At 43.9% G+C, this 12,101-nt stretch carries 12 protein-coding genes; 2 read left to right on the top strand and 10 right to left on the bottom strand.

The features are described from left to right. Positions 1-36: 36 nt before the first annotated feature. A complete protein-coding gene (locus tag ACUYLD_RS03185; RefSeq protein ID WP_446674399.1) occupies positions 37-924 on the bottom strand; it encodes a PfkB family carbohydrate kinase in 888 nt (295 codons plus the stop codon). Between the two features lie 31 nt (positions 925-955). Then, positions 956-1,930, bottom strand: coding sequence for an SIS domain-containing protein (locus ACUYLD_RS03180; RefSeq protein ID WP_302057233.1), 975 nt, complete (start codon positions 1,928-1,930; stop codon positions 956-958). A gap of 284 nt (positions 1,931-2,214) precedes the next feature. Between ACUYLD_RS03180 and ACUYLD_RS03175 the strand changes: the two genes are divergently transcribed. Then, a complete protein-coding gene (locus tag ACUYLD_RS03175) occupies positions 2,215-2,925 on the top strand; it encodes a GntR family transcriptional regulator (RefSeq protein ID WP_254349360.1) in 711 nt (236 codons plus the stop codon). 112 nt (positions 2,926-3,037) lie between these two features. Here ACUYLD_RS03175 and ACUYLD_RS03170 read toward each other — a convergent pair whose 3' ends face one another. From ACUYLD_RS03170 to ACUYLD_RS03140, 7 genes are all read right to left on the bottom strand, one after another. After that, a complete protein-coding gene (locus ACUYLD_RS03170; protein ID WP_061831696.1) occupies positions 3,038-3,607 on the bottom strand; it encodes a manganese catalase family protein in 570 nt (189 codons plus the stop codon). Positions 3,608-3,640: 33 nt separating this feature from the next. Continuing rightward, a complete protein-coding gene (locus tag ACUYLD_RS03165; protein ID WP_446674398.1) occupies positions 3,641-4,090 on the bottom strand; it encodes a spore coat protein CotJB in 450 nt (149 codons plus the stop codon). A gap of 1 nt (position 4,091) precedes the next feature. Further along, positions 4,092-4,316 (bottom strand): spore coat associated protein CotJA, encoded by a 225-nt coding sequence (locus ACUYLD_RS03160; RefSeq protein ID WP_061831695.1) that lies wholly within the window; start codon positions 4,314-4,316, stop codon positions 4,092-4,094. Positions 4,317-4,512: 196 nt separating this feature from the next. Then, positions 4,513-5,862, bottom strand: coding sequence for a hemolysin family protein (locus ACUYLD_RS03155; RefSeq protein ID WP_254325995.1), 1,350 nt, complete (start codon positions 5,860-5,862; stop codon positions 4,513-4,515). A gap of 16 nt (positions 5,863-5,878) precedes the next feature. Beyond that, positions 5,879-7,009: a radical SAM/CxCxxxxC motif protein YfkAB gene (gene yfkAB / locus ACUYLD_RS03150; RefSeq protein WP_023987890.1), complete on the bottom strand. Its 1,131-nt coding sequence runs from the start codon at positions 7,007-7,009 to the stop codon at positions 5,879-5,881. 97 nt (positions 7,010-7,106) lie between these two features. Further along, positions 7,107-8,267, bottom strand: a complete 1,161-nt coding sequence (locus ACUYLD_RS03145; protein WP_061831692.1) for an HD-GYP domain-containing protein — start codon at positions 8,265-8,267, stop codon at positions 7,107-7,109. Further along, a complete protein-coding gene (locus ACUYLD_RS03140) occupies positions 8,221-9,675 on the bottom strand; it encodes a bifunctional metallophosphatase/5'-nucleotidase (RefSeq protein WP_446674397.1) in 1,455 nt (484 codons plus the stop codon). The genes ACUYLD_RS03145 and ACUYLD_RS03140 overlap by 47 nt, the downstream gene beginning before the upstream one ends. 319 nt (positions 9,676-9,994) lie before the next feature. Between ACUYLD_RS03140 and ACUYLD_RS03135 the strand changes: the two genes are divergently transcribed. Beyond that, on the top strand, positions 9,995-11,059 hold the full coding sequence (locus tag ACUYLD_RS03135) for an HD-GYP domain-containing protein (RefSeq protein ID WP_446674396.1): 1,065 nt from the start codon (positions 9,995-9,997) through the stop codon (positions 11,057-11,059). A 172-nt stretch (positions 11,060-11,231) separates the two neighbouring features. On the opposite strand, the gene ACUYLD_RS03130 is transcribed toward ACUYLD_RS03135, so the two are convergent. Then, a complete protein-coding gene (locus ACUYLD_RS03130; RefSeq protein ID WP_165176019.1) occupies positions 11,232-12,086 on the bottom strand; it encodes a manganese catalase family protein in 855 nt (284 codons plus the stop codon). Positions 12,087-12,101 lie beyond the last annotated feature (15 nt).

Genomic DNA, 12,101 nt, shown 5'->3' with positions numbered 1-12,101 from the left:
CCTTCACTGAATACGCTTACAAAATTCTTATCATGCTTATTCTTTCGAGTCAGAACAACGAATTGGTGTGCCGTGGCCAAAAGCTCCGTTTATCTGGCATATTTTAGCCGCAAAAACCGCTCCTTTTTCCATGCTTGCTTTGATACTCCGAAGCATATCCTCATCTTCACCGTAGAAAATCTTACCGGCTTTAGAGCTTTTAATCATCTCTACAATAAAAGCGGTTATATAAGAGTCACCCGCTCCCATCGTATCCACGGTATCCGTTAATACTGCCGGCTGGTGCATCCATTGATCTTTATAGAGAGCAACTGATCCATTTTCTCCCACAGTACCAATCACTATTTTAGAACCGAATTTCTGTGCTTTTAGCATTTCTCTTTTTCTTTCACTTTCCGTTAAATGACTGCATGAAAGGAATGAAATGTCCGCATACCGGCATATTTGTTCTAAATATTCATCATTCCAGCGTACCGAGAAATCATAGGAGATAGGCACATTCGTTTTTTTAAATGTTGCGAGATCCTGCTCTATATAGCTGTTTAGACTGGTATGAATCACGGAGAAATTTTTAATGTAGTTCAAGTCATTTTCTGTAAAATCCCAGGCATTTTCCTTTGCAATACCGCCTTTATTGGAACCCAGAAATACACGATCATCGTCTTCCAATGTAACCCGTGCATACCCATTTTCCCCTTCAAAAATCCGGCAATGGTTATGTTCTATCTCTAAATCGTCTATAACCTTTTGAATATACTGAGCTATATAATCATTACCAAACTTTCCTAAATAAGATGCCTCCATACCACACATTCTGGCATACGCACAAAAGTTCAAGGCATTTCCACCAGGGTACATCATACCCTGGTGGACATATTTATCTACTACATTGTCACCAATGCCAATAACCTTATATTGTTCCATAAGAATATCCCCTCTAAAGGTTGCTAAAAGATTAATATTCAACCTTCCACATATATCTACGAGTTGTAAGCGGATGCGCTCTTTCAATGGCCAAAGCTTGGTTATAAACGGGGTAAACATTATTAAATAGGGAATGATTGAAGTAATCAACGACAGAGCTGTCAATGGTAGACAGTCCTAAATCCTTTGCGTCTAAAACCTCTACTCTCTGGGTATAACGGTTAAGGAACTTTAACGCTCTTTCATCTAAAGGTCGGGTACTTCCTTCAGAGACCTGAATGACAAATGGTATTTCAGCATCAGTAATCTCAAATGGTCCATGGAAATATTCACCTGAATGTATGCTGGAAGAGTTAATCCATTGCATCTCCATAAAAATGCAGATGCTTTGCATATAGGCAGCCCCGTAGCCAGCTCCGCTTGCCATGGTGTAGATTACGGAATCATCTTTATGGTTTTTCGCAAAAGCCAGAGCACGCTTTTCCACGTGTTTGCATGCATTTTTAACAATTCGATCTATTTTTCCTACTCCGTCCAGGAATTTATCATATTGCTCATATCCCTCGGTCTGATTTAATACCTCTACTGCCGTCATTAGTGCTTTCATGGTTTTTTCGCGGGCAATATCTTTACCATCCCCAAATGTGTACTTCACCACATAGTCTGCTTGTTCCGTAATAGGAGAATCTTCAACCCATGTTAATGCAATAACTGGAACTCCTGCTGTTCTACCTAATTCTGCGGCTTTCACAGTCTCTGGTGTATTACCTTTATGTGATGCCACTACCAGTACTGAATTTTCTCCAAATGCCTTAGGTGTGTTATGCACAAACTCATTACTGGTATAAAGACCTACCTTAACTTCCTTTGCTTCTTTTTCAAGAAATGTTTTTGCAGGATAAAAAGCACCATAAGAACCACCGCAAGCTACATAATATACCTGCTTAATACCGCCAGCCTCTTGTTTATTTGCTACAATTTCTTCAATAATTTTTTTGATTTCCATTACCATTTCCTCCTTGTATGATACATTTCCTTGTTTTCCATTCCACACCGGTGTATGTATTGGAATGTTATAATGAAACAATAACACAAAACAATACATGAAGCAATAACACTTTGCTACTTTTTCTAGAGCATCGCTTCAACTATCCCCGATTTTTAAAGGGAGGACCCCTAGTTGCAAGGGCTTACAAGCTATTCATAAATTGTATATACTGTTATAATATAAGCATCCCGATATAAAACAATATAATACATTTATAAAAACTTGATTTGGAGGTTGACCGCATGATTGATCATTCAGAATCTTCGCCGTTATATAGACAGCTGCAAGAAAGAATTTTAGATTCCATCCACAACGGTACCCTAAAACCAGGAGACAAACTCCCTACAGAATTAGAATTAAGTGAAACCAATAATGTGAGTCGTGTAACTGTCCGTGCGGCACTTGATTCACTTACCTCTGAAGGTTACTTGGTACGGATTCCGGGAAAAGGAACATTTATTACAAAAGATAAAATCAAAAAAAATGTCGTAGAGACCATTGGATTTAGCGATACTTGTAAATTACAAAATAAAGTGCCTGGTGCAAAAGTAATAAAATGCGTGATTGAAGATGCTACAGCATCAGACCAGGAACATTTAGATTTAATGCCAGGGGATAAAGTAATCAATATAGAAAGAATCAGGTATGCTGACAATGTGCCGGTATCTGTAGAGTATTCACGTTTCCCTTCTTCTTTTTCTTTTTTATTACAAGAAGATTTAAATAATATATCTCTTTATGATATTTTAAAAAATAAACACAAGATTACATTTGGAATATCAAGAAAATATATATTTATGGAGTTTGCTTCCTTTGATGTAGCCACCTATTTAAATATTGAGGAAGGTTATCCTCTACTTTGTATTAAAAGCACAGTTTGTAGTCCAGACGGCCAAAAAATCCATCGTTCCAAGCAACTAATATTAGGGGATAGGTTTGAGTTGATTGTTTGAGGTTATGAACAGCTATATCGCCTGTCCTGTCTCTGACAGGTGCTTCTATGTAGATTTAACCCTAAAAAAAAAGGCCACCTGCATTTGCAGATGGCCCTCCTTACAAAATACCTTAAAAGACTTTCTTCCGGTCTCTTTCCCCCTTCAAAATTTCCACTGATTCACGAAAACGCAGCGAATGAATCACTTCACGTTCACGCAGAAACTTCAGACTATCCTGCAAATCCACATCGTCTGTCAGATCAATCAGCCACTGATATGTAGCTCGAGCCTTTTCCTCTGCCGCTATGTCCTCATATAGATCGGCAATCGGGTCGCCTTTGGCTTGAATATAGGCCGCTGTAAAAGGAACCCCGCCTGCGTTTTGATAATATAGCGCATGATCGTGCGCCGCGTAATATTCCCCTAGCCCAGCTGCCTTCATTTGCTCCACGCTCGCATCCTTGGTCAGCTTATAAATCATAGTCGCAATCATCTCGAGATGCGCAAATTCTTCCGTGCCTATGTCGTTCAGTACGCCAATTACCTTATCGGGAATCGTATAGCGCTGATTCAGATAGCGCAATGCCGCTGCCAGTTCGCCATCCGCTCCACCATACTGCTCCATAAGCAGTTTGGCCATATGAGGATCACATTTGCTGACACGTACGGGATATTGCAGTTTTTTCTCATATACCCACATTCATGTTCCTCCTTTATAAAAGGTTATACCTACCTAGACCTGCCACGGCCAAGGGGATTGACTCCACTCCCAAGGATACTTGGAATAGGCACGGCCAAAATTTTGTAAAGGCCCATATAGCATCTGATACTCGTTAGCAATCGCCGTTCTTTCCTGCGTCAGCTTATTGAACTGTTCGATAGCCTGTAAATCATCTGGGTGCGTATCCAGATACAAATTCAGCTCCACCAACACAAAATCCACCGCTTGGAGCTTCTCCAGCAACGCATAAAACTGGGCATCAACTGGCTTGGTTTGGGGCGTGCAGCCTTGGGCCGGGTTTCCGGCTTGACCATAGCCCTGAGTTTGGTTCTGATACTGATTCTGGTATGGATACGGATTTGAATAAGGGCTTTGATATGGATTCGGCTGTTGCTGCCCGCTCTCATGCTGATTTTGCTGCTGGAATTGGAATGGGGACTGACCCTGATTTGGATTCTCCATTCTATTCGCCTCCCCCCTGGTTTCTCCTAGGCTCATAAGGGCTGTAAAGCAAAGGCCATAGCGTTCCCTTCGTCAGCGCCTCATCTGGACTGAATTGTGGTAGACCAGGGGGCTGAAATTGTATAAACAAGTTTGGCGGAAGCACATAAGTCTTACACAGAACGGGCGGACACGGATCGAACGGGCCGACAAACGGGGCATACTCACCTTGCTGTGGAAATTTCACGGGCCGGGACCTCCTTTGATTGATCCATCTGTTTTACTATTCAACATATGCCGCATCGCCCAAGTCTCGAACAAAAAATCACAGATAAAAATAATTGTTCAAGAAAATAACTATAGAACTGTTTCTAATCAAAAAAGAGCCTTTAAAACCACGGTACGTGGATCTAAAAGCTCTTTCTTCAGCACTCTATAATAACTTACATACCTGAAAGCTCATCTTCAATCACAGGCTCAGGCTTGCGGTGAATCTTCACTCTCATTATGCGAAGCCTTGTTGCTTCCTCCACCTCAAAGGTAAGGTTATAAAACTCAATTCTCTTCCCTTTCACCGGAATGCCCTCCAATTCCTTGAACAGCCATCCCCCGATGGAATCCACCTCGTCGTCTTCAATGTTCACTCCAGTCAAATCATTGACATCCTCAATGAGCATACGACCGTCCACAGAGATGAAGTTTTCCTTCATTTCCACACTCGGGCGTTCATCCTCAAATTCATCATAGAGATCCCCGACGATTTCCTCCAAAATTTCCTCCGCTGTCAGCAGCCCGGCCGTTCCGCCGTACTCATCTACCACGAGAGTCATTTGGGAATGTTTTTTCTGCATAAGGCGTAGCACGTGACTCACTTCCATGGACTCCGGCACATTCAAAATAGGACGTACCACCGAAGCCAGATCCAGTTGCTCTCCCTGCTCAGCTAGCAGAAGATCTGTAATATGGACAAAACCGATAATCTGGTCTTTATCCTCAACCGCTACCGGGTAACGGGAATGCTTGGTCTCGCTGATGATCTTGAGATTTTCCTTAAACGACAAATTCGTATACAAACAATCCATATCTGTACGCGGCAGCATGATTTCACGGGCAAGCAAGTCGGAAAAATCAAAAATATTATCCATCAGCTTAATTTCGTCCTTATCAATCACACCGCTTTTGGCGCTCTGATTCATCAATATACGAATCTCTTCCTCCGAATGAGCCGCTTCGGCTTCACTCGCCGGCTGAATGCCGAATGCGCGCAACAGCAAGTTTGCCGCAGCATTCAATACCCAGATCACAGGCAGAAAGACCTTATAAAAAAGCAGCAAAGGCGCCGATAAAAACAACGCCACACCTTCGGTCTTCTGAATCGCTAAGGACTTTGGCGCCAGTTCCCCCAATACAATATGCAAAAAGGTAATTACGCAAAATCCGACGATAACAGATACCGTTGTAATCAGTGTACCGTCAGTTACACCGAGTTTGTGCATGAGTGGCTCTATCAGGTAGCCGGATATTGCTGGCTCTCCAATCCAACCCAAGCCCAATGAAGCCAGTGTAATGCCCAATTGGGTGGCGGACAGATAAGCATCCAACTTTTGGTTCACCTTCAGCGCATAGCCTGCCAGGCGATGACCCTCGCTTTGGAGCTGCGTCAATCGGGATTGGCGCATTTTGACCAGCGAAAATTCTGCGGCCACAAATACACCATTTAGAAAGACAAGCAGCAGTACCAAGAGGAGATTCACAGCTAGCAATCCCCAATGAAACTCGGTATGACCATCCAATACGAACTCCCCATTTCTATAGTTGTAATGCTTTTCTTGATTTAAAATCTATTCCTTTGTAATACATATCCGCCACGAGCAGATTTGGTCCACAACAGGCAGCGGCATCACAATGACAGTTCACAGTCTGATTCAGCGGATGCTCATTCAGCCATTCACCAAAAATATCGTCCAGACTATCTTCCTGAATATTTCCGAAAGCCGGTATGTCTGCAAAATCTGTCACATACACGCTACCCGTGAACATATTCACATTCACACGGTTTCTTCCGTCCGGATCATTACGCACCGTAATATTCGGTTCCTGACGCAAGCGTCGAAGCAGTTTGCGGTCTTCTTCCCGATCCGAACAAGCAAAGAACGGTAATGTACCAAACAACATCCACATGTCCTGATTACGTACATCCAGCAGCTTATGGATAGAGTTCCGCATGTCGTCGAGTGAAAGCACAGGCAAAGCAGAGGCAAAATTCGACGCATACATTGGATGAACCTCATGCCGTCGGCATCCCATTTCGTTGATTAATTGATGAATGCCCTCCAGCTTCGTGTGTGTCCGATAGTTAATCATGGATTCAGCTGAAATGAACATCCCCATTTCACTCAATCTGCGGGCATTTTCCATCATTTTTTCATACAGGCGAACAGCACCCGCACGCGGAGTCGGCCGGCCGGTATTTGCAAAACCCACTTCATAAAAATCGTCTGCATTCAAATAGTTAAATGAAATATGCATCACATCCAGATAAGGAAGCATCTTCTCATATCTGCGAATATCTAATGTCAGATTGGAGTTGATTTGCGAGCGAATACCGCGCTCCTTGGCATATTTCAGCAGTGGAACGATTACTTCATCCACTGTTTTATCGAGTAAAGCAGGTTCCCCACCTGTAATACTGATCGTCTCCAGATGCTCGACTTCATCCAAACGCTTCAGCATTAGGTCTAGAGGAAGGAAAGGGGCCTCCTTCATAACCAGCATATCGCCAACAGCGCAATGCTCACAGCGCATATTACATAGATGTGTTACGGTCATCTCCACACTCGTAAGCAAATGACGACCATGTGTACGCAGTGAGACAATCGGGTCCCACGGATCATAGGTTGGCGATATTTGGGGTAGCGTGTTATTTTGTAGAACTGTCATTATGTTTTCACCTTATTTCTGTTATTAACCTCAAAAGACGTATAATTATCATATCATGATGTGTAAAGTGTCTGCATACTTTCTTCCACATCATCTGCTAATCTACGTGTACTCCTCCGAAAGGGGCGACAGTAGCACCCAATGTGTTTGTAATCATAACCGAGAGGGATACGGACAAATCCACATCATAAGGTGCCTTCACTTCCTGCCCATCCCGGTCTCTTACAATGCGAATGACGGGTCTTTGCGGGATTTTGGGATGTATACGCACCACGACCCCCTCTTCCCCCGTGTTGAGCACCACAGAGAGTCCCAGGGGGTAAATAGCTACACAGTCACGAAAGGCTTCCAGCATTCGCTGCTCATATAACGTTCCTGCCCCGGCGTACAGCACTTCCATCGCTTCATAGGGCAACAAAGCCTGTTTGTATATCCGACTTGCTGTCATTGCGTCGTACGAGTCGGCCAGACCGATCCATTTCGCATATTCGTGGATCTGGTCCTTTTTCCAACCGTGTGGGTATCCACTGCCGTCGATACGCTCATGGTGCTGTAATGCACAATGAGCCGACAATAAGGGAATGCCAGGTTCGTCTTTGAGCAGCTTGTAGCCGATCACCGTGTGTGTTTTCATATGCTCATATTCCTCATCCGTCAATTTACCCGGCTTATAGAGTACTTGAGGTGAAATTTTCATTTTACCAATATCGTGCAGTAGTGAACCTATCCCCAGCTCCATGAGCTGGTTATTATCGTAGCCATTGGATATCCCAAGTACTAGTGAATATAAACATACGTTCAAAGAATGATGATACAAATCCTGATCCGCGGCCCCGATATCCATCAACATAATGACGGCGTCCTGACGGCCTCCAATATCGTCCAGAATGGATTCCATCACCTTATAAAATGACTTGCCAAAATATTTGTGCTTATGATCTACGGAGTAGGATGATAAACCTTGAAACTGCTTTTTGATTTCCTGTAGCGCCGCGGCCCTTGTCTGTTCATGGATCATCTCAGGAATGACGATATCTTCAGTCACAGCATCCTCAATGTATACATATCCAATACCGACTTGGCCTAGACGTTCAATCAATCGCGAAGTAAGCTCAACACCTTCCGAGAGCAGCACCATTCCGTTTTCATTGTATATTTTTTTGCCCAGCTTCATGCCGGCTCTCAATAATGTAACAGGTACCAGTCGCAGCTTAATCCTCTCCCGATTGTTTTGATACCTGAAGCCACCTAGCTGCAAAACATTCTTCCATCGCGCCCGGACGCTTCAACTCCATTTCAATCATATCCCGTAAAAATTCTGGAAGCATAAATCGGAGATCTGTTCCGTTCGCAAGCACCTCATAACCTGCTTTGAAAGTGAACATATCCAACGTGCCCACTGTGTATTCCTCATGCTCTTCCAAAGGTTGACCCGCTACACGAATGTCCGTCACTTTTTCATAAGGAGCACGGCCAGGGTCATACTGAATGGCCAAGCCTTCCACACACATCGTGCCAAGCACTTTGCCTCTGAAGCCAAAACCCGTCATGGGCTTGTCTGTAAATTCAGGCAGCAAGGACTGCTCCAGCGCCAACCGAATATCTCTTCCCCGCAACTTCATAACACAGGCATTAATCGGCGAAGGGCATAAGGAATGTAGTATTCCTTTGCTGATATCCCCTTGAGGTAATGGGCCGAGCAGTTGTCCCGCATTGACGAGGGCAATTTCTGTTCCTGTAAAATGGGACACCGCTTGTGCCAGCATATTCCCGAAAGGGGATTCCTGATCATATGCGATCTCCAGTTTCCGATCCGCCACTGCAACTGTGCTCTCCATGGCGCGCTCTGCTTGTTTGCGATGCACCACAATGGCCGATGCCACTTTTTCGTCCAGTAGTGTCTGATCCACAGGAACTACGCCGCCCGATGTGACTCGAAACGGTTCGAGGCTATCGTTACGACTTAGTGTCACTTCACCCAGCAGCGTTCCGAACTTACCCGCCCCACATAAAGCTGTTTTTCCGATCCAAAGCGGTTCCTCCAGTACATGATGGGTGTGACCTCCAAGGATAACGTCAATTTCAGGAAACTGCGACGCTAATTTTTTATCGGAAGGTAGACCCAGGTGCGACATCAAGACCAAAACATCAACCTGCTTTCTCAGTGCCGCGATCTGCTTCCCCAGCACCTCAAACGGATTGAGCACATCCCAGCCCAGCAATTGATAAAACTCTACAAAAGGAGCCGTCGCACCAAGTAAACCGACCTTGATTCCTGCTTTATCTACGATAAGGGATTCCTTCATCCACGAAGGGCTCATCCCCGTGGCACGCTCTGTTATATTGCCGCATACGACCGGACAATGAATCCCCGCATATGCCTGTTCAATCATATCCGGGGTAAAAGTCAGTCCCTCATTGTTACCGATCGTAATTGCATCGTATCCTGTTAGATTTATCACATCCACATTTGCCCCACCGAGCGTTCCTTCCGTTTCGGGGGCCATCCGGTCCATGTGGTCTCCTATGTCGAGCACAAGCAGCGCATCCCGTGATGCGGCTCTTCGTTCATCGATCATCGCGGCTATCGAAGGCATACTGCCAAAATGACTATGGATATCATTGGTATGCAAAATGGTCAACGTTTGCCGAGTCGTCATCTCCATAACCGCCCTCCTCTATACTTTATATATATCGACTTTGGAGCTTCTAATGTTTAAGCATACCATGTTATTTAGCAATATGGTACATATGAGTGGACATAGTCCTTAAGCTTCGCTGTAGTCTCTGGGCAATCTCATATCATAAACATAGTGAAAAGTATTGACGTTATTTACTGTAGGTATCTGATAGGAAACGGGTTCCTGGGACCTATTTTACAGCTTGGAATAATAGTAAATTAGTCGTTGTCATCCCATTTAATTCTTGATATATTAAGTTTGTTTCGTATTTTCGACAAATTTACGACAATAAGGAGGTTAGCGCATGAGAGTACACGTTACCGATGCCAAACCGGGAGATCGCCTCAAATCCGATACATACAATGGGCACGGTGTACCTGTCATGATTCAGGGCACCGAGCTACAGCATGACGATATTTCCAAACTCATTATGCACGGTGTCGATTATATCGACATTGATGCCGGTTCAGCGAGCATTCCGGTTGACTTTGCCCCCGATGTCCCAGCTTCCCCCGAGTCCCTCAAACGTGCCGTTCCTCTCATGGAGCAGACGATCAGTGGCTTTGAAAGCATGTTTCTCGAAGCCTCCTCAACTGGAAAATTTGATGAATATCGAGTGGATGAGCTGTTCGGCCCTCTCGTTTCAGAGCTGGCTCGTCAAAAAGATGTCGTATCTCTGCTATTAATTATGGAACGGGGAGATCACTATACCTATAATCATTCTCTCCAAGTAGGCGTACTGTCATATTACATTGCCACATGGCTTGGATATACGGAAGAAGAAGCATATGCCGCCGGTAAAGCTGGATACTTACATGATATAGGCAAGTGCATGATACCGGATGAAATTTTGAACAAACCGGATAAACTGACACCCGAAGAATTCCATGAGATGAAAAAACATTCGCTATATGGCTATGATATTATCCGCAATTCAACCAGCGATGAGATTTCTGCAATTGTCGCCCTGCAGCATCACGAGCGTGAAGATGGAAGTGGATATCCCCATGGACTGTTCAAGGAAGAGATTCATCCTTTTGCCAGCATAACAGCTATTGCCGACGTGTATAGCGCGATGATTTCCAATCGTGTGTACCAGACGAAGCAGGAGCTGCTCACCGTATTACGTGAGCTGCACAGCATGAGTTTTGGACATCTAAACCCAGAAGCTACCCAAGTGTTCATCAGACACATGCTTCCTAATTTCATTAATAAGCAGGTTCTGCTGACTACAGGTCAGACAGGAACGATTATTCTCAACAATCCTGCTGATTACTTCAGACCCTTAGTGAGAATTAACGATGATGAATATGTAGATTTGTCTAGAGAACGCCATGTATCCATTGATGAAATTTATTTGGAATCCTGATCCGCTACTACTGCCTCCCGGCGTTACTTCGGTAGAACGAAATGTTTTGCCGAAGCACAGGCTACGCGAATAAAAAGAGACTGTCCTTGATTCGTAGGTTCTTTACGAAGGACAGCCTCTTTTTATGTTACGGACATTAACCTAGCTACTATCCTTACTTATTTGTTTAAACCTAAGTGTTAAGATCATGCAGACCTGGGCTATGTTCATTAGGCAATTCAGGCATATACGGAAGAGGAAAACCTTCTGGAGGATCCACTACACTCAAATCCCCACCGTTTCTGCTTGGAGTTTGCCCATTGAATATTTCTCCAATACGGGTAGAATCCAATCGAAAATTAAACTGTGCATTGTGAAAGCCCATTTCAACATACTTCCGGCATTCTGGATACTTGTTAATATCGTAGTTTGGAACCGGGAACAATTTTCCCCAATCAACTCCAAGTGTCTCTAAAGCTTTAGCAAACGCATTTTGATGAGCATTATCCCGCACAATCAAAAAAGCCAACGTTTCCCGGAATGTTTTGTTCGAGCTCATTTCGTAAATTCGGGATTTTTGCAGAACCCCTGTAGATTCGAGTACGAGATTATCAAGCAAATCACTAATCAGATTGCCGTGGGAATAAACATAACTACCTAGCCAAGGATTTCCACTTGCATCAACAGGTAAGGAACTTTGAGCTCCCATAATAAAATGATGAGGATTTGCGTGTTTTATCGCCTCATCTAAAGGAGCATGATCAATTCCGGCATCGCCGGCTTGGTCTGCGCCTGAGCCAGTCAGAAGTTGATTTATAGTATGTTGGACCAGTTCAACATGACTAAGCTCCTCTAGAAAAACTCCCCGTATCAAGTCCCTATACTGCACAGCATTACCACGAAAATTATTACTTTGAAAGAAAAACTGCATCATGGTACGCATTTCTCCGAAGCGACCACCTAATACTTCTTGAATCACTTTAGCAGCAGCCGGGTCGGGCTTATCAGGTACTATTAAGTTAATTAAATCTTCTTTATAAAAATACAATGCAAAAATCCTCCT

It is taken from the genome of Paenibacillus sp. SER-28 (assembly GCF_052906305.1).
Note: the sequence above shows the minus strand (reverse complement) of the source record. Positions and strands in the feature narration are given on the sequence as shown.

Bases quoted from the DNA above. Each gene is read 5' to 3' on its own strand.
- ACUYLD_RS03185 (WP_446674399.1), bottom strand. From the start codon at position 924: ATGGAACAATATAAGGTTATTGGCATTGGTGACAATGTAGTAGATAAA.
- ACUYLD_RS03180 (WP_302057233.1), bottom strand. From the start codon at position 1,930: ATGGAAATCAAAAAAATTATTGAAGAAATTGTAGCAAATAAACAAGAG.
- ACUYLD_RS03175 (WP_254349360.1), top strand. From the start codon at position 2,215: ATGATTGATCATTCAGAATCTTCGCCGTTATATAGACAGCTGCAAGAA.
- ACUYLD_RS03170 (WP_061831696.1), bottom strand. From the start codon at position 3,607: ATGTGGGTATATGAGAAAAAACTGCAATATCCCGTACGTGTCAGCAAA.
- ACUYLD_RS03165 (WP_446674398.1), bottom strand. From the start codon at position 4,090: ATGGAGAATCCAAATCAGGGTCAGTCCCCATTCCAATTCCAGCAGCAA.
- yfkAB (WP_023987890.1), bottom strand. From the start codon at position 7,009: ATGACAGTTCTACAAAATAACACGCTACCCCAAATATCGCCAACCTAT.
- ACUYLD_RS03140 (WP_446674397.1), bottom strand. From the start codon at position 9,675: ATGGAGATGACGACTCGGCAAACGTTGACCATTTTGCATACCAATGAT.
- ACUYLD_RS03135 (WP_446674396.1), top strand. From the start codon at position 9,995: ATGAGAGTACACGTTACCGATGCCAAACCGGGAGATCGCCTCAAATCC.